This is a genomic window from Paenibacillus sp. EKM10P, assembly GCF_011800655.1.
Classification (GTDB): Bacteria; Bacillota; Bacilli; order Paenibacillales; family Paenibacillaceae; genus Paenibacillus; species Paenibacillus polymyxa.
This window is the reverse complement of the sequence record NZ_JAALET010000002.1, coordinates 486,527-508,009: the sequence shown is the minus strand read 5'-3', so window position 1 is coordinate 508,009 and position 21,483 is coordinate 486,527. Positions and strand designations below refer to the sequence as shown.

Genomic DNA, 21,483 nt, shown 5'->3' with positions numbered 1-21,483 from the left:
ACAAAAAGTATGATAAAAGGATGGGAGTTTTCCATCCTTTTTTAGTATGTTTATGGAAATTTATAAGGGATACTAAACCTCGATTTTCACCTGAACCAGAACGGTTTATTTGCAAAATGACAGGAGAAGCTTTATGTTTATTTCACTAAGCTATCAGGAGGGAACACGAGTGAATTCATCAAAATGGATTTGGCGGTCTGTCGGTTCCGTTTCCATTGCCGCCACACTGCTATTATTGTACGGATTTATTGCAGCAGTACGAAGTATCACGGCTCCAGAGCCATTGGTAAGTACTCAACCTGTACAATCCGGTTCATCGCAGACACAAACTGCACCATCGGCTACTGCTCAAACGGGAGAGTTGCGCGTAGCTGCCATTGGCGATTCGCTAGCCAAAGGAACGGGGGATGACTCCGGAAGTGGTTTTGTGCGCCGGTCGGTGACTTTGTTAAATAATCAGGAAGGACATAAAGCTCAGCTCATAAATAATCTGGGGATTAATGGACTGACGACTCAAGGACTATTAACCAAGCTGGATGAGCCTGGTGTGTCTTATGTACTGAAGAAGGCTAATGTGATTATAGTTTCGATTGGCGGTAATGATTTATTTCAGGGCGTGCAGGCGGCTCAAACCGGCAAAGAGCCACCTACACTCAGTGGTTTGCGCAAAGCTCTGCCTGATGCAGCCAAACGTTTGCAAAAGGTGCTGACAAAGGTAGGAAAAATCAATCCTAATGCTAAAATTGTCTATGTTGGATTGTATAATCCATTCAGTGATCTGCAGGAAATGAAAATTCCCGGTAATCTTGTGGTAACCGAATGGAATATGGCGGCCATGGCAATTACCAACCAAAACAGTAACATGACGCTGGTTCCAACTTTCGATTTATTCGAGCAAAATTTGCCCGTCTATTTATCATCCGATCATTTTCATCCCAACGGACAGGGCTATCAGGCCATCGCTGAACGTATCGCACAAGGGTTTGCTGTTACCGCGACGAAGGATACCGATCATGTAAATCCTAAACAACAGTCTACAAATAGCCAACCTGCAGAAGCGAAAAAGGGAGGGAACAAGTAATGAGCATCCAATCTGCCGACAAGACCGAGGCTGGCGTGACCCAAGATTCGACATCCACAGATGCAGTGTCCAGTCTTCACTCCTCCAATCAGGTTGGTAGCGCAGACAGAGACAGCAGCAATAATGAAATCGTGCTCTCTGTTCAGCATGTTAAGAAACGTATTAAACGCAAAATGATCATTCATGATGTAACATTCGACGTTCGCGCAGGTGAAATTTTCGGATTTCTCGGCCCCAATGGAGCTGGAAAAACGACGACTATTCGTATGCTGGTCGATTTAATTAAGCCTACTGAAGGGACAATAACCGTATGCGGTCATAATGTAAATCGTGACCCTGAGCAGGCTTTACGGCATGTTGGTTCTATTGTGGAAAATCCAGAAGTGTACAGCTACCTGACAGGATGGGAAAATTTAGAGCATTTTGCCCGGATGCAGCCTGGTGTAGATGAACAGCGCATTCGCGAGGTGGTTGAGTTGGTTCGGCTCGATCGTCGCATCCATGATAAGGTAAGTACATATTCACTGGGGATGCGTCAGCGTCTTGGTATAGCTCAAGCCTTGCTCGGCAGACCGAAGCTACTCATTTTGGATGAGCCGACGAACGGACTAGACCCCAAGGGAATCAAAGAGATGAGAGCTTTTATCCGTTTGTTAGCGGCCGAAGGCATGGCTGTATTTGTTTCCAGCCATTTGCTTAGCGAGATCCAGCTGCTATGTGATCGTGTGGCAATTATAAGTCGGGGCAAGGTGCTAGCTGTTGGTGGGGTACGGGAACTGGTTGAGACTCACTCGCACATGGCTGTCTGGCAGCTGGAGCCCCGCGATCAGGGCCTTGCCCTATTGCAAAATTCTCCGTATGTGCAAATCATTACGAACGCCGATGAATTAATTGATGACAGCATTGTTGCAGGTAGCGGAGTCGATGCTATTTTTACAGAAATGGACGAAGAGCATATTGCGGAGCTGGTCGCACACATGACAGCTTCCGGTATTTCCGTTAAAGGTGTAACCAAAATCAATCCTACACTCGAGCAACTATTCCTGAAAATGACGGAAGGTGAGATACTTGAATAATATTTTACCGCTCGTACAAAATGAAACCCTGAAAATTATCAAGAAGAAACGATTTTATGTCATTTTACTTGTTTTGCTTGTGCTTGTGCCGATTTTTACGTACGCTCAGATGAAAGTGGCAGAAAACAATCGCGAAAAATTCGGTAACGATTGGCGTCTGGAACTGCGTCAGGCCATTACTGATAACCAAAACTCGCTCGGCAGCGATAGGGTTCCCGAGGAATGGAAGACCTACCGCCGGGTCTTTGTGCAACAGATGCAATATTATCTGGAAAATGACGTGAATCCTAATGAGCCGAGTGGCGTCACTTTTACCAGAGAGTTTATGGATAATTCCATAAATCTGTTCGTTCCGTTGTTGATCATGGCTATTGCTTCGGACCTGGTTTCAGGAGAACGGACAACAGGCACGATAAAAATGTTGCTAACTCGGCCGGTCAGGCGGTGGAAAATACTGCTGAGCAAGCTGCTGACACTGTATATGTTCGTTTCGCTCATCATTTTGGCCGTATTTGTCATAAGTTATCTCATATCAGGCTTGTTTTTTGGTTTTCGTGGTTTTAATGTCCCGGTATTTACCGGCTTTCAAATTGTTGGATCGACGGTGGATTTGTCTGCTGTACATGCCATTCCACAATGGCATTACCTGATGCTGCAAGCCGGATTGATTTGGTTTGTCAGTCTTGTGGTTGCTTCATTAGCCTTTATGGTATCTGTTCTGGTACGTAGTACAGCAGCAAGTATTGTGGTCATGATGGCTGCGCTTATTTCGGGCACTATACTGACCAACATGGCTTCATCATGGCAAAGCGCCAAATATTTATTTATGGTTAACCTCGGATTAACCGATTATTTATCTGGAAGCCCTGCCCCGATTGAGGGAATGACCCTGCCATTTTCTTTAGTTGTACTGGGCATTTGGGGGGCTGTGGCGTTGATTGTTTCATTCGCCGTCTTTACGAAACGGGATATATTGAATTAAAATGGACAAGGTAAAAGAAAACATCTGTTTGCATTTTTGGTGAAAACCATCAAGAATAAGGCAAAACACGGTTATGATTAGACAAAGGGGGAGCATGAATGGTCGACAAAATCGACTTGTCTGCGGGAGCTTCCGGTACACAGAACGGAGCTTCAGAATATGGCGCGGACGACATTCAAGTGCTCGAAGGGCTTGTGGCAGTTCGCAAACGGCCGGGCATGTACATCGGGAGCACCAGTTCTTCGGGACTGCATCATTTGGTATGGGAAATTGTAGACAACGCGGTGGATGAACATCTTGCCAAGTTTTGCTCTCGCATTGATATCACAATGCATAAGGACGGTTCTGTAACAGTATCAGACAACGGGCGCGGTATTCCTACGGGAATGCACAAAATGGGAATCCCTACGCCTCAAGTTGTATTCACCATTTTGCACGCCGGAGGTAAGTTTGGCGGTTCGGGATATAAAAAGTCCGGGGGTCTGCATGGGGTAGGTGCGTCTGTAACGAACGCTCTTTCGGAATGGCTTGAAGTGGAAATCTACCGGGACGGCAAGATTCACCGTCAGCGGTTTGAATATTGGCAGGACAAGAAGGGCGTGGAGCATGTCGGTGAACCGACCACAGGCCTTGAAGTGCTGGGCAATACTAACAAGACGGGTTCGAAAATTACATTTAAACCGGATATTCGCGTTTTTCAGTCAGGAATTCATTTTAACTATGATACGCTGGCTGAGCGTCTTCAGGAAATTGCTTTTCTGAATTCCGGCCTTCGTATTCAGCTTAAAGACGAACGCAGCGGAAAGTCAGATGAATATTTTTATGAGGGTGGAGCAAGTCAGTTTGTTTCTTTTTTGAATGAGGGCAAGGATGTACTGCATGATGTCATTCATTTTAATGCCGAGAAAGAAGACATTGAAGTGGAGATTGCCATCCAATACAATGCCGGCTACACAGAGACGATTGCTTCGTTCGTTAACTCCATTCCGACACGTGGCGGGGGTACGCATGAAACAGGCTTCAAAACCGCTTACACTCGTATCATGAACGACTATGCACGCAAAACAGCGATGTTGAAGGAAAAGGATAAAAACCTGGAGGGCAACGATCTACGTGAAGGTATGATGGCTGTAATCAGTGTCAAGATGGCCGAGGTTGAATTTGTCGGTCAGACAAAAGATCAGCTGGGTAGTGCTTCGGCGCGGAGTACAGTGGATGCCATCGTGTCTGAACAAATGCAGCGCTTTTTGGAGGAAAATCCACAGATAGCGCAAACCTTGATCAGAAAGGCAGTTCAAGCATCCAAAGCGCGTGAAGCTGCACGTAAGGCTCGGGACGAAATGCGTTCTGGCAAGAAACGTAGTGAAAGTTCTAATTTGAATGGCAAACTGTCGCCTGCGCAGTCTAAAGATTTTACACGTAATGAGTTATTTATCGTGGAAGGCGATTCGGCTGGAGGATCGGCCAAACAGGGACGGGATTCCAAAATTCAGGCGATTTTGCCACTAAAGGGCAAGCCGATGAATCCGGAAAAATCAAAGTTGGCGGATATTATGAAAAATGATGAGTACCGTGCTATTACGGCAGCGATTGGCGCGGGGGTAGGAACAGAGTTCACGCTGGAAGACAGCAATTATTCCAAAATCATCATTATGACCGATGCAGATACGGATGGCGCGCACATTCAAGTACTGTTGTTGACGTTCTTTTATCGGTATATGAAAGAACTCATTGATGCAGGACGCATATTTATTGCTCAGCCGCCATTGTATAAAATAACCCGCAAGTCGGGTAAGCTCGAAACGGTTCGTTATGCCTGGACTGACGAGCAGCTTGATAATTACTTAAAAGAGTTTGGACGGAATTTCGAGCTTCAACGTTATAAAGGACTCGGGGAGATGAACCCTGATCAGTTATGGGAAACGACAATGAATCCCGAGTCACGCACCCTGTTGCGCGTTCAGATTGAGGATGCTGCCAAAGCTGAACGCCGTGTGTCCACATTGATGGGTGATAAGGTGGATCCGCGTAAGCGCTGGATCGTGGAAAACGTGGATTTCACGGAATACGTAGAGTAGTGCTATTAAATGAGGTGTAGACATGAGCTTATCGGAGCAATTTTTGCCAGCTTATCTGGAGGAAATGGTCGGTGACCGCTTTGGCCGATATTCCAAATATATAATTCAGGATCGGGCGATACCTGATGTACGGGATGGATTAAAGCCCGTACAACGCCGGATTCTGTACGCGATGTACGATTCGGGTAATACCCCGGAAAAAGCGTATCGCAAATCCGCCAAAACCGTTGGGGACGTTATGGGTAATTACCATCCTCACGGTGATTCATCTATTTACGATGGGATGGTACGGATGGCGCAGCCTTGGAAAATGAGCCACGTACTGGTGGATGGCCACGGCAACTGGGGTTCTCAGGACGACGATCCTGCGGCAGCTATGCGTTACACGGAGGCACGTTTGTCTCCGATTGCAATGGAAATGCTACGTGATATCGAAAAACGTACGGTTTTGTTCAAGGATAACTTTGATAACTCGGCAAAGGAACCCGTCGTGCTGCCCTCCCGTTATCCTAATCTGTTGGTAAACGGATCTAGCGGGATTTCAGCGGGGTTTGCAACGGAAATTCCAACTCATAGCTTGCGTGAGGTGATTGACGCCACCATCGCAGTGATGGAAAAGCCGCAGATCGAACTGGAAGAGATTATGACCTTTATAAAAGGCCCAGATTTTCCGACTGGCGGACTCATTATGGGTGGCGAAGGCATCAAGGATGCATACAGAACAGGCAAAGGACGCATTTATATCCGTTCCAAAACGGAAATTCAGTCTTTGCGTGGAGGCAAGCAGCAACTGGTTATTACAGAGATTCCATACCAGGTTGTTAAATCCAGGCTCGTAACCGCTATGGAGAACATCCGTCTGGAGAAAAAGGTAGAAGGGATTGCCGAAGTTCGTGACGAGAGTGGACGAAATGGCCTGCGTATTGTTGTCGAGCTGAAGAAGGAAGCAGATGCGGAAGGTATTTTGGCATATCTGCTGAAAAAAACCGATCTCCAGGTGGCTTATAACTTCAATATGGTAGCCATCGTAAACAAAGCGCCTCATCAGCTTGGACTAAAATCCATTTTAGAAGCGTATATTGCTCACCAGCGTGAAGTTGTCACAAATCGCATTAAGTTTGAGCTGGAAAAGGCGGAGGACCGAGCACATGTACTGGAAGGTTTGGTCAAGGCGCTGAACATTCTGGATGAAGTCATTGCGGCTATTAAAGCTTCCAAAAATCGTCAGGATGCACAAAATAATTTGCAATGGATGTTTGGCTTTAGTGAACGGCAGGCGGATTCCATTTTGACTCTGCAATTGTACCGTCTTACGAATCTTGAAATTACCACCCTCGAAAAAGAACTTGCTGACATTCAGAAGAAAATTACTCAATACCGTTCTATTCTGGAAAGTGACCGCAAGCTGATCAGTCTGATCCGCAAAGAGTTGCTGGAAATTCGTGAAAAGTACGGCATTGACCGTCGTTCGGAAATACAGGGTGAAGTAGAAGAGATTAAGGTAAATCTGGAGGTCATGGTTGCGGCAGAGGATGTATTGCTAACTCTCTCGAAAGATGGCTATGTGAAACGTACGAGTATGCTGTCGTTCACTCGTTCTGGCGGGGATCGTTCAAATTCCGGAGTTAAAGAAGGGGACTACATTACTCAGTTCCTTGACGTGAATACACTCGATGTGCTGCTCGTCTTCACCCAGCGTGGACAATACTTTTTGCTGCCTGTGCATCAGATACCGGAGTATAAGTGGAAAGAGCCGGGCACTCCAATCGTCAATGTCATTTCGCTATCGAAGGAAGATCGAATCGTAAGTGTTATTCCGATCAAAAATATAGAGGAAATCGGCAAAAGCCTGGTGTTTGTAACAAAGAAAGGGCAAGTCAAACGAACGGAACTTACAGAATATGCCACAAAGCGTTCCAGTGCTGTAGCAGCCTGCAAGGTGGCTGGCGACGATGAGATATTATCAGTAACATTAAGCGACAATAGCAAAGATATTATGTTGATTACCCGTGCGGGGATGAGCATACGCTTCAAGGAGCAAGAGGTTAATGCCATGGGCCGCGTTTCAGCGGGGGTCAAAGGTATACAACTGGCGGAAGGCGATGAAATTGTCGCAGCACTATGGGTAGAAGAAGACGAAGGAGAGGTGCTGGTACTAACCGAATCCGGTTATGGTAAGCGTACGCTTCTGCTGGATTATCCTTCTCAGGGAAGAGGCGGTAAAGGAATCAGCACCTTCGAATTCAAGGAAGGCAAGCGGGTGCGTTCGAACGGAACTCGAATTGTGGCTGCCTTCTACTGTCGTGAAGCTGTTCAATTATTTGTCATCACATCAGAGGGACAGACGATGTCCTTCCTTTCGGAAAAAGCTCCTTTAACCGATCGCAAGGATACAGGCAAACTGCTGGCTCCGGTGGAGAAGAAGGACGAAATTGTAAATGTGCTGCCGCGTAGTGAGCCTCAGAGTTCGCAGACAGTAGAATAATTGTAAAGTCAAGCGTTTTTTAGCTCGAAAAAGAGGGGTCCTCACGTGCCATTCCAGCACGAATGAGGACCTTTTTGCCGTCATGCTGTCGAACCTTGACCTGTCTCCAAATCCGAAGTGAGACTTCCTTCCCCTTTTCATTTGATGCTCCAAAAACGGCAGGAAACTGAGGGGAAATGGCGAAAATTTAATGTGATGAAATACAATCCGGACGGTGGCCCATATGGTAACTTTGATGCTTTTACTGACCCTGTTATTCAAAGGAGTGAGGCAAAATGCAAACGACCGAATTTGCAAAAATCTGGTCCAGAATGGCTAAGGATTACAAGGTTCATATGGAGCAGCAACTAGCTCCATCACTAACGGAGGCTCAACTCACGGTGCTGGAGGTTCTGAACGAATACGGACGTATGAAGCCGTCTCAACTAATCCCATATCTCGCCACCACACCTGCGGCAGTTACGATGCTATTGGACCGGATGGAGCGGAATCGACTGGTCACCCGGTTCAGAGACGTAAAGGACCGTAGAATTGTATGGATTGTTATTTCAGATCAAGGCAGAGAAGAAGTGGAGCGCGGTTTGCAAATTCGCGACGATTTTCTGGGTTCTGCGCTTAACCGAATATCTCAGCACAATCAGAATTTGCTGGTTTATTTGTTGGGTAAAATTACAACGAAGACGAAAGCGGCTGTATCAGCCAGTGAAGATGAGGGAATAAAGGAACAAATAGAGCGAGCAGAATAGCTAATTAGTGGATACATGGAATGTAGCTGTACACAGCAGATTAGCTTTCTAAGGGAATAGAAATGCGCGGATAGATGCCGATCCTGGTATCATTTCCGCGCTTTTTTGTGTCCCAAGTATAGGTAGTGTTTGGGGGAATGTTGACATTTACATAAGAGATGATAAAATAATAGTTATAAATAAATAACAATTCGTATACAAATAGTTACTAGTTTATGTATATGGGTAATGAATATGTATGGGGAAGAAGGATGGTTCTAGTGAGCGACAGAGAGGAAGACAGACTAGAGGTGTATCGGATTATTCAATCGGTAAGGGAGGTTAACAAGACGATATTTTATGCTTTCTGGAACGAGGAGCAGCATTTGGATCTAACGGCCATTCAGCACATGGCTTTGGCCATTCTGAATAAACGCCCCAATATTGGGTTATCCGAGCTGGCAGAGATAGCTCATGTGGGAAGCAGCTCTATGAGCGGGGTGGTTGACCGCTTGACCAAGGCGGGATATATCGCTCGCGGACGGCATGAGCATGATCGCAGATCTTTAGTACTGACGCTTACGCCAGAAGGAAAAGATATAATGCAAAAGGTAGACTCCATGTGGATGGAGCGCGTCTTGCCAATTCTGGATATCCCGAAGGAGCAGCTAGAGTTGCTCTTGGATGTTCATAAACAAATGATCATGAAATTAACACCGAAGGGAATGAATCAACTTGAGCAGTCCTCAAATGACACCACCAGGTAATGTCCGCAGAGCACCCATTGTGGCCGCTCTGTTGATTGGCGCAATTGTTGCAATTTTAAACCAGACATTGATAAGTGTGGCTTTACCGAAAATGATGAGTGATCTGAATGTAGATGCCAATATAGCTCAGTGGCTTAGCACAGGCTTTATGCTCGTGAACGGGGTATTGATCCCGGTGACAGCATTCCTGATTGCCCGTTTCTCTACTCGTAAATTGTTTATTAGTGCAATGACTATTTTTTCAATCGGCACGCTGTTATGTGCAATAGCGCCGAGTTTTAGTATATTGCTGATCGGTCGGCTTATTCAGGCTGCGGGTGCAGGGATTATGATGCCATTAATGATGGTCGTTATCTTGAACATCTACCCAATAGAGCGTCGTGGCCGTGCAATGGGAACACTGGGGCTTGCGATGGGGTTTGCTCCAGCCATTGGACCAACCTTATCTGGTTATATAGTCCAGCATTATGACTGGCGAGTATTGTTCTGGATCATCCTGCCGATTTCCGTGATTTCGATTGTGATCGGATTTATTTTTCTGAAAAATGTAACCGAGCAGTCCAAGCCTAAGCTGGACATTCTCAGTGTTATTTTGTCTACACTCGGTTTCGGCGGGCTGTTATACGGCTTTAGTGATGCTGGAACATCGGGTTGGGGGAGTATTCCAGTCCTGTCTACACTCATCGTCGGGACGATTGCGCTTATTTTATTTATTGTCCGACAACTGAAGGTAGATGAGCCTATGCTGGAGTTTCGTATCTTTAAATACGATGTGTACAGCTTGACGACAATCATTAATGTTATTGTGACGATGGCTCTGTACGCCGGTATGATATTGCTTCCAATTTATTTGCAAAATATTCGCGGATTTACACCGCTCCAGTCTGGTATGCTAATGTTACCAGGAGCGATTCTGATGGGGGTCATGTCTCCTGTGACGGGGGCTATTTTTGACCGAATTGGAGCGCGCTGGCTGTCTGTAATTGGGTTGTTGATCATGACTGTAACGACTTGGGAATTTACACGTTTAACCGAATCAACCACCTATATGACACTGTTAATCAATTATACGGCACGAATGTTTGGGATGTCATTGCTGATGATGCCGATCCAAACGGCCGGACTGAATCAGCTTCCGCAACGATTAAATGCTCATGGTACGGCGATGGGCAATACGCTGCGTATGATTTCGGGCTCGATTGGGACAGCAATTCTAGTGACGGTGATGTCTACTCAAACCAGCAATCGTTTGACCACGATGGTTGCATCCGAAGGACTAAGCGTTACGGACAAAGCGGGAATGCTGGCTGCTAGCAATCAAGCTACGATCTACGGTATTAACTCGGCATTTATCATTGCAACACTATTGAGCGTGACAGCTTTGGTATTGGCGTTTTTTATCAAAAATACGAATGCACAAAACGCTCGTGCCCGTCAACAGCTGGTGAACAGCGAGAAGGGGAAGACCATGGCTTCCTCATCATAAGCATGGATACATTTTCATTTGATTTCTGTGCAAAAAGAGAACCCGCATTGCATGTTTGTTTACATGCAGTGCGGGTTCTTTGTGGTAAGTCTACTCAATTATCCGAAGTAATCATTTTATCATAAAGCGACAAGGGCCACTCACTCCAAGGAAATTGGACAGGAGGCAGTGAATGGAAGCTCATTGCTTCCTTGCTGACCGGATGCGGTGCTCCAGCGAGCAAGGACCAGAGGGCCAGTTGTTGACCGGGGCGGCTCAGATTACCGCCATATTTTTGGTCCCCATAGAGGGGACAGCCGATTGCCTGCATCTGTACACGAATTTGGTGCGAGCGTCCGGTGTGCAGCTTAATTTTCACAAGACTGAGTCCAGCAGCTTGTCCGACAACCTGGTATTCCAAAATGGCTTCCTTGGCACCAGCCGTGCCGGGTCGAACCGTTTTGACCGTGTTGGTACGGCTGTCCTTAAGCAGGTAATGGGTTAGACGGCCTTGGAGGGCCTCAGGAACGCCATTCAGAACGGCTGTATACAGCTTGTGAAAATGACGGCTTCGAACCGATTCTGACAAACGAGAAGCTGCTTTGGACGTTTTAGCAAAAATCATGGCTCCACCTACAGGTCGATCCAGCCTGTGCACTAAACCCAAAAAGACGTTACCAGGCTTATTGTGTCTGATTTTCAGATCTTCCTTGAGTAAAGACAGCAGATCAGGATCGCCGCTGGCATCCTCCTGTGTCGGAACATTGACAGGCTTTACAACTGCCAGGACATGATTGTCCTCATATAGGACGGGAATATTCGGCTGTGCATGCTCTTGCCGATTAAGTTCATCTTGATTCATAAGAGGAATTAAGCCTCCCAGCGTCCGAGAATACCACAAGGCAAATTCAATCCAGAGCGTGTGATTGGCAATCCTATTTCACCGGCGCTAATTTGTCCGCCATACTTTTGTTGCATCGTCATGCTCAGCATGTTACGCAATACAGTAGGTGAAATACCTGTCGTGTAGGAGTTGATCAGCATGAACAAGGGTTGGTCCGAAATGATGCTCATGCAGGATTCGAGAAACGGATACAAGCTTTCTTCCAGCTTCCAGGTTTCTCCGTTAGGTCCACGTCCATAAGAAGGAGGGTCCATAATAATGGCATCATAACGGTTGCCCCGACGTTGTTCCCGTTGCACAAACTTGAACACGTCGTCTGTAATGAAGCGTACCGGTCGGTCAGCCAGACCGGACAATTGAACGTTTTCCTTTGCCCACTGCACCATACCTTTGGCTGCATCCACGTGAACTACACTGGCTCCGGCATACGCTGCGGCAGTAGTGGCTCCTCCCGTGTATGCAAACAGATTCAATACGGAAATAGGTCTACCTGCGCCTTTAATTTTATCCATCATCCAGCTCCAGTTGGCGGCTTGCTCTGGGAAAAGACCAGTATGCTTAAAGCTGGTCGGTTTAATGTGGAATTTAAGCGGTCCATAGCTAATCGTCCAACGCTCGGGGATAGGCTTTTTCATATCCCATTGGCCGCCCCCGGAAGAGCTGCGGTGATAATGCCCATGAACATTACGCCATTCGGCTGTTTCCTGGGTCAAAGGCCATATGATTTGCGGATCGGGACGACGCAGGACAATATTACCCCAACGTTCCAGCTTTTCACCACCGCCTGTATCCATTACTTCATAGTCTTTCCACTCTTGTGCTACATACATGTACAATCCATCCTTCAGCAGTCAATTCGGGATTTAGACAGCAAGCTGCGCAAAATCCCCACATGGAGTCTATTGTACAACAAACCTTAGCAACAATCGAATGGTTCCATGAATAAGTAAGTAGTGAAATGGAACGAAAATATTTTTTTCGGATATACTTGTAATTAGAGCGCTTCCATATTAAAATGAAATCAATCCCACTTGTACGTACAACTATTCGATTTTCATTCTATTTATGAAAAGGAGATTTGGTTGTACGTACATAATATTTTTACAACAATCCATAGTTTTTAATAGTGAACAGTCGCATATAATGCGACTTTTTTGCGTATATGTTTACCAAAATACACTTCATGCTTAAAATTTTTATTTGACAATGAGAATCATTATCAAATATTATTTGATTAATAGGGAGTGAAAGCATCCCATATTTCAAATAAAGGTGAGGGATGAACTTGGGTAAAATCATGATTGCTTATGCTAGCATGACCGGTAATACAGAGGAAATCGCGGAATTGATCGCCGAGGGTGTTCGTCAGGCAGGGCATGAGGCAGAGTTGAAGGCTTCGTATGATTGCAGCGCGCAAGAATTGCTCGCATATGACGGATTTCTGTTGGGTGTATATACATGGGGAGATGGTGAGCTTCCTGATGAATTTTTAGATTTTTACGAGGAACTAGACGAGCTTGATCTGTCTGGTAAAAAGACTGCTGTATTTGGCAGTGGAGATACATCTTATACACAATTCTGTGGCGCAGTGGACTTGGTAGAGGAAAAAGTCAAAGAACGCGGCGCATCAGTCATTCAGGAGAGTTTGAAGATTGAATTCAATCCACTCGATGATGAGAAAGAGAATTGTCGAGCTTACGGAAGACAATTTGCGCAGGCTGGCATTGGAGTGTCCTGAGAAGAGAGTGAGGGATAGGTATGCGCAATAGCGATAGCTTAAGCGGCTTTCCTCTTCTGCACGACTATCAGCTTGAAGAGATGTGGAGAACTCCGCAGTCAATCCATCAATCACAGAGAAAACGAGGGCGTGAGGGTTGGAATTGGCGGCAAAGGGTTCAATATGCGATAGGGCATGCGCTGAACGAATACTTTGGAATGGAAGTAGAGGTACGGCGAGAAGTCCCTGTTCAGTATGTGCTGGAGAAGTGGTGGCCTAAGCAGTCGAACAGTTTTGAATCTTTGTTCCATTACTGGGATGTCAAAAATAAAGTGTCAGGCGAGTTGTCAAAAATATGTGCCTTAAATAATGACTTATTGGTGCCTGTGATGTTGTATGAACAATTTTGTACAGCGGTACCTGAGTTGGAGGTCGATATTTCGCTGATTATTCAGGCAGCCTGGCAACAATCAGAACAAGCGGATTCATTGCTGATTCAAAAGTATATGGTGGACTACAACCCTAACGTTATTAGTACATTTCATCATTTAACAAATGTATTTTGTTATTATGCATTTGGAGCTCTTCCTCAGCTTATCGAAGTATACTGTCTGCTAGAAGGGAAGAAGGTTCGTTTTCTTCCTGGTTTGGCTTCTTTACAGCAATCTTTGGATTACGTACGACTACTAAAAGACTCCAGAGAGGATATGCATGGTACGGCAGAACGCTGTCGTTGCAGGGGATGTATGGGGCAGCAAGCTTCTCAGCAGAACAGAGCGAATAAGGACAAGAAGGAAGAGCGGGAGGCGAAAAACTGTAGGGATCGGTCAGTTGGACCTACGCTTTTCTCTTAGGATTATTGTGTGAACCTTTAAATGTAAACTATCCCTTTTCATGAAAGAGCCTTGGAAACAAGGTTCTTTTTTGTGAAAAAAAATTCTGAAAAAACTGAAAATTTATATTGCCTGAATAGATAAATATATCTATAATATTTCAATGTACAATAGTTATATGAAAATATTTAAATATAATGAAGACGGTTTGTGGACTATGGATCAGCTTGTCTTACGTACATAAACAAGTCCTGTCTTGTGCATGGCTCGCTGCCATGTGTTTATTTATGCTTTACATTTGGTTTAATGGCCTAATATTTCAATTTTAAAATATTAGCGTTGAATAATAAAAATTTTTTGGACAACAGGGGTGGAACAAGTGAGTAAGAAAACTGTATTGCCGATTCTCATCGTGCTGCTCATTCTGAGTGGTGGAGCTATTGGCTACTATTATTGGTATCAGGCAACACACTTTGTTAAAAGTGACGATGCGCGCATTCAAGCCGATCAGTATAAGGTAATGCCGCAAATCTCCGGTGAGATTAGCCAAATTGATGTTGAAGAAGGAGATGTGCTGCAACGCAATGAACCGATTGCCGAGCAAGATGTATCAGGACTGGATGCAAGCATGATCAGCAAGTCTGTACTGCGTGCGCCGATTAACGGAACTGTTATTAAGATTTATTCGAAAGAGCATGAAATTGGAACACCGGGTAGTGCTGTAGCGACTATGGTTGATATGAACAACCTGTATGTATCCACGAATATTGAAGAAACCGATATTAACCGTATTAAACCAGGACAGCTTGTTGACATTACGCTTGATGCAGCAGGCGATCAGGTCATTCAGGGTAAGGTTCGTAAAGTGGGCGAAGCTTCCAATGCAGTGTTTTCGCTCGTTCCTGCTGTGAACACAAGTGGTAACTTTAATAAGGTGACTCAACGTGTACCTGTAGAAATTGCTGTGAACAAGCCGAAGGACATGAAGCTTATCCCTGGGACGAACGTGGAAGTAAAAATTCATACATCTTAAAAAGGAGGGGTCCATGTGGCTGCCAATGAAACTGCTGCTGCTCCTTCGACAGATTCTTCCAAAGAACGCTGGCTTGCCTTTTTTGCTATCGTTTTAGGCGCCTTTGTCGCCATTCTGAACAACAGTCTGATCAACGTCGCCATTCCACGATTGACGACGGATTTAGGGTCAACGACGACACGTATTCAGTGGGTTATTACAGGTTACACGCTTGCATCCGGCGTAATCGTCCCGATTACCGGATATATGGAGCAGCGTATCGGGTACAAAAAGTTTTTGATTCTTGCGCTCAGCGTGTTCTCACTGGGAACAGGAATATGTATTTTTGCATGGAGTGATTCTTCCCTGATTGCAGCGCGTGTACTGGCTGGTCTGGGCGGCGGTGTCATTATGCCGCTGAGTATGACGATTATTTACAAAATCATGCCGCGTGAACAAATCGGGATGTCCCTTGGTATATGGGGGATCGCCGCAATGGCCGCACCAGCTGTAGGGCCTACGCTGAGTGGCTACTTAATTGAATGGTTTAACTGGCGTTTCTTGTTTATTGTCAGTCTGCCGGTTGCTTTATTTGCCATTTTAATGGTCATCCTTCTCATCAAGGAGCCGCCTAAGGTTACGCCGAAACCGTTTGATCTGCCAGGATTTTTACTAGCGGCAACCTGTGCAGGAACACTCTTGTACGCACTGACAAACGGCCAGCGTGATGGCTGGACTTCTTTTGGGATTGTATCTCTGCTGTTTATTTCTTTCTGGGCACTTGTCTTTCTCATCTATGTAGAAAGCGGCAAGGATAATGCTGTAATTGAAATTTCATTATTCAAAAATTCAAAATATACGATTAGTGTTATCGCCTCCAGTCTGGTCATGATGGGGATGTATGGAGGAACGTTCCTTACACCGTTGTTTTTGCAAAATATTCAGCGCGTGTCACCGATTGATACTGGTATTATCCTCATTCCACAGGCCATTGCCATGGCGGCCATGATGCCTATCGCCGGGAAGCTGTTTGATAAGTTCGGCATTGTGCCTTTGGGACTTGTAGGCCTGACACTAACCAGCTTTATGACCTATCATCTTCATCAGCTTACGCCAGATACTTCGCATGCCTGGTTGGAAACCGTAATGGCATTACGAGGTCTGGGAATTGGTATTTGCATGATGCCATTGTCCACGGTCGGCATGAATGCTGTTCATCCGAGCAAGGTAGCCAATGCGTCTACAGCGTCCAATCTTGTACGTACTGTGGCTGCATCTATGGCGATTGCGGTACTGACCGCCATTATGCAAAGCCGTTCAGCTGCTCATGCCCAGCAAATTTCGGAGTCCATTACACAGGACTCAGCTCATACGCTACAGGCGACATTGGGTAGCTCATGGATGTCATCCATAAGTAGTTTAATCACACTGGATGCTACATCGAGAGGAATTGGGGATACGTTCCTCATTTCATCTATACCGCTGTTTTGCACGATTCCACTCATCTTTTTGTTTATTCAGAGGAAGAAAGCAAAGACACAGCCGGAAGCTTAATAAAGAGAAATACAAAAATATCGACTGGATGGCTTACATTATTTCCACGGACAGAAAGAAAGGGAATTATCATGAAAATATTGAGAGTAGAAAGTACATTAGCGGCTTTAGTCCTCGGCGGCGCAGTGCTGGCAGGCTGCTCCAGTAATAGCGGAGCGGCTCAGGACATGGTCGTTCCAGTTAAAATTAGTCAAGCACAGCAGGGGATTATCGGACAGGGAAATATTTATACAGGTACGGTAACACCTTCGGAAACCGTCAATATTGTGCCTAAAGTAGGCGGTAAAGTGGTTGAGCTGCCTGTGGATATTGGTTCTGAGGTTAAAAAGGGCCAAGTCCTCTTCAAGCTTGATGATAAGGATATGCGTAACAATGTTGCAAAAGCTCGCGCCGCAGCAGCAGCCGCAGCAGCTGGCGTAAGTACTGCTCAAGCATCCCATGAATCAACGATGGTTCAAGCAACTTCGGGCTTAGTGCAGTCCAAGAGCGGTGTGATTCAATCCCAAAGCGCAATCAATCAGGCTCAGGGGGCTATTAATCAAGCAACTACAGCCGTAGAACAAGCGACACATGGTGTTTCCTCGGCAGCCAATACGGTGAAACAAACACAGCAAGCTTTGGCAGATGCACAAAAGAATGTAACACGTACACAAAGTCTGTTTGATGCTGGTGCGAGCACCCAAGCACAATTAGAACAAGCAAAAACCGCAGTTGTGAATGCGGAAGCGGCTTATAATAATGCACAAAATGCGCAGGCTAATGCAAAAGACCAATTGATAGCTGCTCAAAAGGCTCTAACTACAGCCCGTAACAGCTATGATACAGCAAAAAATAGCTACAGTAATGCTAACAGCGGCTACAGCAATGCGCAGAATCAGCTTAAAGTATCTCAAAATACGGCTGGCATCCAGTCTAGCCAACAATCTCTTAAGCAGGCACAACTGAATGTAAACATTGCTCAGGATGCATTGGATGACACCGTTGTTACATCACCGATCAACGGTATTGTGGGTACGAAAAATGCAGAAGTGGGCGAAATGGTATCCGCTCAGTCTCCTGCGCTAGTCATTGCTAACCTGAGTACGGTCAATACATTGATTTATGTCCCTGCGGAACAGATCAACAATGTAAAAGCAGGTGACAAGGTACAGGTTCGTGTTGCAGCTTCCAACATTGTAACAACAGGTACAGTAAAAAATGTAAGCCCGTTGGATGCAAGCGGAAAAGGTTATCCTGTAAAAATCTCAGTAGCCAATCCAGACATGAAACTGAAATCCGGCATGTTGGCTGATATCAGCTTTGTCGCTGCCAATGCGCAAGAAGGCATTGTTGTTCCTACTGCGGCAGTTCAAAAGGATCAAGGTAAAGAATATGTATATGTAGTAAGCGGCGACCATGCGAAACGCAAGGAAGTGAAAACTGTTCAAACGACAGGCTCACAAACACTCATTACCAGTGGCTTGAGCAAGGAAGAGAATGTGATCGTGAATAATCTGGCATTGCTGTCCGATAACTCACCGATTACAATTACCCAATAACTTGGTTCTAAACTTGCGTTCTTTACAATAGTAGAAATTTATTATGGATACATTCCAAGGCAGCCCGCAATTGGGCTGTCTTGTTTTTATTTCATTTGCACATTTTACATAGGGTTAATGTCGATCTGGGACTTTTTTTGACGAACATTGGTAGAATAGGATAGACTAAATTGGAAATAGATAGTTTACGAGATCTCAGACAAGCGATCGGAGGAATTGTGAGATGGAAGTGAAATTGGTTGTAGATTATGAAGCTTATGAGAATGGCCAAACGATGGCTAAATCTATTGAGGAACTGGCAGCCAAGCCGGAGAGTGCCCAAGTTACGGATCTGATCATTGGAGATTGGGGCGGCGCCTATGAAAATTCACCAGATGATTTTATACCCGTGTTAGTGAGGCTAAAAGATCAATTTCCTAAGGTGCGCAAGCTGTTTATTGGTGATATGGAATATGATGAGTGTGAGGTATCATGGATTAACCAAACGAATCTGTCCCCGCTGTTAGAAGCGTTTCCAAAGCTTGAATCCTTACATATTAAAGGAAGCCAGGATCTGAGCTTGGAACCCCTTCGCCATAATCATCTTCAAGAATTGGTTATTATTTGTGGCGGTCTACCTGTGAGCGTCCTTCAGCAAATCCGTAATGCCGAACTGCCTGAACTGCGCAAGCTGGAGCTGTATTTGGGTGTCGAGGATTATGGTTTTGACGGTAAACTGGAAGATATTTTACCGTTTTTGGACAGCAATCCTTTTCCAAAACTTACATACTTGGGACTCAAAGACAGTGAGATACAGGATGAAATTGCCATTGCTGCTGCTAATGCCCCTGTGATTGGACAACTGGAAGTGCTGGATCTCTCACAAGGTACTTTGTCTGATCAAGGAGCAGAAGCGTTGCTGGGTAGTGAAAGTATAAAAGGACTGAAACATCTGGATTTGAGCTATCATTATATGTCTAGTGAAATGATGGGGCGCTGGAAAAACTCAGGTTTATCTGTGAACGTAGAAGATCAACAAGAAGCAGATGAAGAAGATGATTGGCGCTATCCATCACTGACAGAGTAATTTGCTCCAATGGATTTCTAAAACGGATTGACTTTAAAATTAAAAAGAATAAAAGTGAGGCGGCTCTATGATGAAGATGTGGGATAGTAATGTCAACGAGCCGTTTATCTTGTTCGGTAATTCGGGGAATCGTCGAACTACGGGGCTGCAGGAAGCACGAAGCAGATTAATGCTTCCGTCAGCTCTGGAGGTCTCCTATACAGATGTGTTGGGGGCCATTCGAGAGAAGCAAAGTCTGAGCGAACTGATGGTCAGGATAGCTGCACAAGCTGCGCAAGATAGCGTGAATGGCAGTGTCCAATTGCAAGAGAGCATTGATCAATTATTGAAAGGTCGGGTGGACAGAGGCCCGCTGCTACGTCTGGATGCACCGGGCGAAAACTATGAGGTAGAGCGGGAGTTGATTGCTCTGGGCGCCCCGGATGCCGAGGGAGATGATTCTCTGTTGCCATGGCCGGAATGGGCACATGGCACAGGTATACTAGCGGCAGAAGCGCGCCGTTTGCAGGAACAGCGTGGTCGCATTTGGCACCCGGCACAATGGTTCCGGGGCTATTGCCGACTGCTGGCTTGGCTGCGGCATGAAGTAGATCGGCTCTGGCCTTCGTCGCGCTGGATGAACGATCCTGCGGAAGTAGCCGTCATGTTTGACAAACGGCGTTGTAGCGCCGTATTAGACCAGGCAGACATCAGGGTCCCGCCTGTGCTTACAGCTTCAGGCGGTGCTTTTCGTGATGCTGTTGATCTGCATGCAGCTATGAAAGAGAGTGGGTTTCACCGCGTATTTGTGAAAATATTTTGCGGGTCAGGCGCTTCTGGTGTCATGGCTTATCAGGTACATCCCAAAACGCATGCAGAGCTGGCGGTGACTACGATTGGAACAGAGATCATACACGGACAGCGAGTGTACTATAATGCCGGACGATTGCGTCGTTATACAGACAAGCAGGATATTCATGCCATCCTTAACTGGCTATGTTCGGAAGGGGTACATGTGGAACGCTGGATTCCCAAAGCGACCTTGAACGGACGTGTTTATGATGTGCGTCAACTCGTGTGTGAATCAGAGGCTTGTCATGCGGTTTTACGTTTGAGCCACAGCCCTATTACAAATCTACATTTGCGTAATGAGCGACTCTTGCTGGAGGAAGCCGAACTACCACAAAGTACGGTGGAATCGGTTCAGCATACTGCAAAAGCCGCCATGAGGGTCTTTCCGGCGTCCATGGTTGCTGGACTGGATGTGCTTGTTCCGGCTCACGGTGGTCGTCCCTACGTATTGGATGTTAATCCGTTCGGTGATTTACTGTACCGGGTTGAACATCAGGGTTGGAATCCATATGAATGGGAAATGTTGCACCTTGCTAATAGGAGCGTAGTTTTGGAAAGGAAAGACAGATAATGACTGATATGAATCAAATTGTTGGCTCTCATGATATTGTCATGATTACGCTGGATACCCTGCGTTATGATGTAGCCAAGCTGGAGGAAGAAAACTGTCCGAATTTATGCGGCTCCGGGTCGTGGGAAAAGCGCCATACACCAGGGAGCTTTACATATGCTGCACACCATGCTTTTTTTGGCGGATTTTTACCGACCCCGGCCAATACGGATAAGGCTTCACATGTCAGGCTGTTTCACACAAAAGATACGGGACTGCGTACGCATCCACATACCTGGCTGTTCGATGCTCCGGACATTGTGTCCGGGCTGGAGAACGAGGGCTATCGGACCATCTGTATCGGCGGCGTTATATTTTTTACGAAGAAGAACAAGCTGGCCAAGGTGCTGCCCGGATATTTTCAAGAGAGCTACTGGCGCATGAACTTTGGCGTTACCAACCCTCGTTCAACAGAGCATCAGGTGAATCATGCCTTGAAGCTGTTGGAAAAGGCAGACCCTGCACAGCGTTTGTTTTTGTTTATGAATGTATCAGCCATCCATGGGCCTAATCATTATTTTGTAAAGGGTTCTTCAAAAGATTCAGTAGAGTCTCAACGAGCAGCTTTGCGGTATGTGGATGGTGAACTTGGACGCTTGTTTGATGCTTTGCGGAAGCGTGGCAAGACGTTTTGCATGGCTTTTTCCGATCATGGTACAGCTTATGGGGAAGACGGCTACGAAGGGCATCGCCTGGCGCATGAGGTAGTGTGGAATGTGCCTTACCGCGAATTTATACTGTAGGACAAAAAGAAACGTA

The 21,483-nt window shown here is 45.8% G+C and carries 18 protein-coding genes; 16 read left to right on the top strand and 2 right to left on the bottom strand.

Translation table 11 applies throughout. The annotated features are described in order from the left end of the window. Positions 1–133 precede the first annotated feature (133 nt). From HFE01_RS07695 to HFE01_RS07660, 8 genes are all read left to right on the top strand, one after another. Positions 134–1,081, top strand: coding sequence for a GDSL-type esterase/lipase family protein (locus HFE01_RS07695; RefSeq protein ID WP_167437965.1), 948 nt, complete (start codon positions 134–136; stop codon positions 1,079–1,081). After that, on the top strand, positions 1,081–2,157 hold the full coding sequence (locus HFE01_RS07690; RefSeq protein WP_016822126.1) for an ABC transporter ATP-binding protein: 1,077 nt from the start codon (positions 1,081–1,083) through the stop codon (positions 2,155–2,157). Before HFE01_RS07695 ends, HFE01_RS07690 begins: the two co-directional genes overlap by 1 nt. Next, complete coding sequence (locus tag HFE01_RS07685) at positions 2,150–3,139, top strand: ABC transporter permease (protein ID WP_107733462.1); 990 nt, start codon at positions 2,150–2,152, stop codon at positions 3,137–3,139. The genes HFE01_RS07690 and HFE01_RS07685 overlap by 8 nt, the downstream gene beginning before the upstream one ends. A gap of 98 nt (positions 3,140–3,237) precedes the next feature. Continuing rightward, positions 3,238–5,217: a DNA topoisomerase IV subunit B gene (gene parE, locus HFE01_RS07680; protein ID WP_013371580.1), complete on the top strand. Its 1,980-nt coding sequence runs from the start codon at positions 3,238–3,240 to the stop codon at positions 5,215–5,217. A gap of 22 nt (positions 5,218–5,239) precedes the next feature. After that, complete coding sequence (gyrA, locus tag HFE01_RS07675; protein ID WP_017427593.1) at positions 5,240–7,702, top strand: DNA gyrase subunit A; 2,463 nt, start codon at positions 5,240–5,242, stop codon at positions 7,700–7,702. A 275-nt stretch (positions 7,703–7,977) separates the two neighbouring features. After that, positions 7,978–8,448, top strand: coding sequence for a MarR family winged helix-turn-helix transcriptional regulator (locus HFE01_RS07670; RefSeq protein WP_016822123.1), 471 nt, complete (start codon positions 7,978–7,980; stop codon positions 8,446–8,448). 260 nt (positions 8,449–8,708) lie between these two features. Further along, a complete protein-coding gene (locus tag HFE01_RS07665) occupies positions 8,709–9,194 on the top strand; it encodes a MarR family winged helix-turn-helix transcriptional regulator (RefSeq protein ID WP_016822122.1) in 486 nt (161 codons plus the stop codon). Then, positions 9,178–10,680, top strand: a complete 1,503-nt coding sequence (locus HFE01_RS07660; RefSeq protein ID WP_107733463.1) for a DHA2 family efflux MFS transporter permease subunit — start codon at positions 9,178–9,180, stop codon at positions 10,678–10,680. Before HFE01_RS07665 ends, HFE01_RS07660 begins: the two co-directional genes overlap by 17 nt. A gap of 94 nt (positions 10,681–10,774) precedes the next feature. Here the strand turns inward: HFE01_RS07660 and HFE01_RS07655 are convergent, their stop codons facing one another. Together HFE01_RS07655 and HFE01_RS07650 are read right to left on the bottom strand one after the other, a co-directional pair. Next, the gene (locus tag HFE01_RS07655; protein ID WP_107733464.1) at positions 10,775–11,521 is read right to left on the bottom strand and encodes an RluA family pseudouridine synthase; all 747 of its coding nucleotides are present in this window, start codon (positions 11,519–11,521) and stop codon (positions 10,775–10,777) included. 8 nt (positions 11,522–11,529) lie between these two features. Continuing rightward, positions 11,530–12,393 (bottom strand): class I SAM-dependent methyltransferase, encoded by an 864-nt coding sequence (locus HFE01_RS07650; RefSeq protein ID WP_013371574.1) that lies wholly within the window; start codon positions 12,391–12,393, stop codon positions 11,530–11,532. A gap of 449 nt (positions 12,394–12,842) precedes the next feature. On the opposite strand from HFE01_RS07650, the gene HFE01_RS07645 reads away from it, so the two are divergent. The 8 genes from HFE01_RS07645 (at position 12,843) to HFE01_RS07610 (ending at position 21,467) form a co-directional block, all read left to right on the top strand. After that, positions 12,843–13,301, top strand: a complete 459-nt coding sequence (locus tag HFE01_RS07645; protein ID WP_016822119.1) for a flavodoxin — start codon at positions 12,843–12,845, stop codon at positions 13,299–13,301. A gap of 20 nt (positions 13,302–13,321) precedes the next feature. Further along, positions 13,322–14,134, top strand: coding sequence for a hypothetical protein (locus HFE01_RS07640; protein ID WP_107733465.1), 813 nt, complete (start codon positions 13,322–13,324; stop codon positions 14,132–14,134). A 358-nt stretch (positions 14,135–14,492) separates the two neighbouring features. Then, on the top strand, positions 14,493–15,146 hold the full coding sequence (locus tag HFE01_RS07635; RefSeq protein WP_107733466.1) for an HlyD family secretion protein: 654 nt from the start codon (positions 14,493–14,495) through the stop codon (positions 15,144–15,146). A gap of 15 nt (positions 15,147–15,161) precedes the next feature. Continuing rightward, the gene (locus tag HFE01_RS07630; protein WP_016822117.1) at positions 15,162–16,679 is read left to right on the top strand and encodes a DHA2 family efflux MFS transporter permease subunit; all 1,518 of its coding nucleotides are present in this window, start codon (positions 15,162–15,164) and stop codon (positions 16,677–16,679) included. Between the two features lie 71 nt (positions 16,680–16,750). Then, the gene (locus HFE01_RS07625; protein WP_107733467.1) at positions 16,751–18,217 is read left to right on the top strand and encodes an efflux RND transporter periplasmic adaptor subunit; all 1,467 of its coding nucleotides are present in this window, start codon (positions 16,751–16,753) and stop codon (positions 18,215–18,217) included. A gap of 223 nt (positions 18,218–18,440) precedes the next feature. Beyond that, on the top strand, positions 18,441–19,283 hold the full coding sequence (locus HFE01_RS07620) for an STM4015 family protein (protein WP_107733468.1): 843 nt from the start codon (positions 18,441–18,443) through the stop codon (positions 19,281–19,283). A gap of 67 nt (positions 19,284–19,350) precedes the next feature. After that, complete coding sequence (locus HFE01_RS07615; RefSeq protein ID WP_107733469.1) at positions 19,351–20,685, top strand: STM4014 family protein; 1,335 nt, start codon at positions 19,351–19,353, stop codon at positions 20,683–20,685. Further along, on the top strand, positions 20,685–21,467 hold the full coding sequence (locus tag HFE01_RS07610) for an STM4013/SEN3800 family hydrolase (protein WP_017427603.1): 783 nt from the start codon (positions 20,685–20,687) through the stop codon (positions 21,465–21,467). Before HFE01_RS07615 ends, HFE01_RS07610 begins: the two co-directional genes overlap by 1 nt. Positions 21,468–21,483 lie beyond the last annotated feature (16 nt).

Coding starts and splice junctions, on each gene's coding strand:
- HFE01_RS07650 (WP_013371574.1), bottom strand. CDS start 12,393: ATGTATGTAGCACAAGAGTGGAAAGACTATGAAGTAATGGATACAGGC.
- HFE01_RS07610 (WP_017427603.1), top strand. CDS start 20,685: ATGACTGATATGAATCAAATTGTTGGCTCTCATGATATTGTCATGATT.
- gyrA (WP_017427593.1), top strand. CDS start 5,240: ATGAGCTTATCGGAGCAATTTTTGCCAGCTTATCTGGAGGAAATGGTC.
- HFE01_RS07690 (WP_016822126.1), top strand. CDS start 1,081: ATGAGCATCCAATCTGCCGACAAGACCGAGGCTGGCGTGACCCAAGAT.
- HFE01_RS07670 (WP_016822123.1), top strand. CDS start 7,978: ATGCAAACGACCGAATTTGCAAAAATCTGGTCCAGAATGGCTAAGGAT.
- HFE01_RS07620 (WP_107733468.1), top strand. CDS start 18,441: ATGGAAGTGAAATTGGTTGTAGATTATGAAGCTTATGAGAATGGCCAA.
- parE (WP_013371580.1), top strand. CDS start 3,238: ATGGTCGACAAAATCGACTTGTCTGCGGGAGCTTCCGGTACACAGAAC.
- HFE01_RS07655 (WP_107733464.1), bottom strand. CDS start 11,521: ATGAATCAAGATGAACTTAATCGGCAAGAGCATGCACAGCCGAATATT.
- HFE01_RS07645 (WP_016822119.1), top strand. CDS start 12,843: ATGAACTTGGGTAAAATCATGATTGCTTATGCTAGCATGACCGGTAAT.
- HFE01_RS07615 (WP_107733469.1), top strand. CDS start 19,351: ATGATGAAGATGTGGGATAGTAATGTCAACGAGCCGTTTATCTTGTTC.
- HFE01_RS07695 (WP_167437965.1), top strand. CDS start 134: ATGTTTATTTCACTAAGCTATCAGGAGGGAACACGAGTGAATTCATCA.
- HFE01_RS07625 (WP_107733467.1), top strand. CDS start 16,751: ATGAAAATATTGAGAGTAGAAAGTACATTAGCGGCTTTAGTCCTCGGC.
- HFE01_RS07660 (WP_107733463.1), top strand. CDS start 9,178: ATGACACCACCAGGTAATGTCCGCAGAGCACCCATTGTGGCCGCTCTG.
- HFE01_RS07640 (WP_107733465.1), top strand. CDS start 13,322: ATGCGCAATAGCGATAGCTTAAGCGGCTTTCCTCTTCTGCACGACTAT.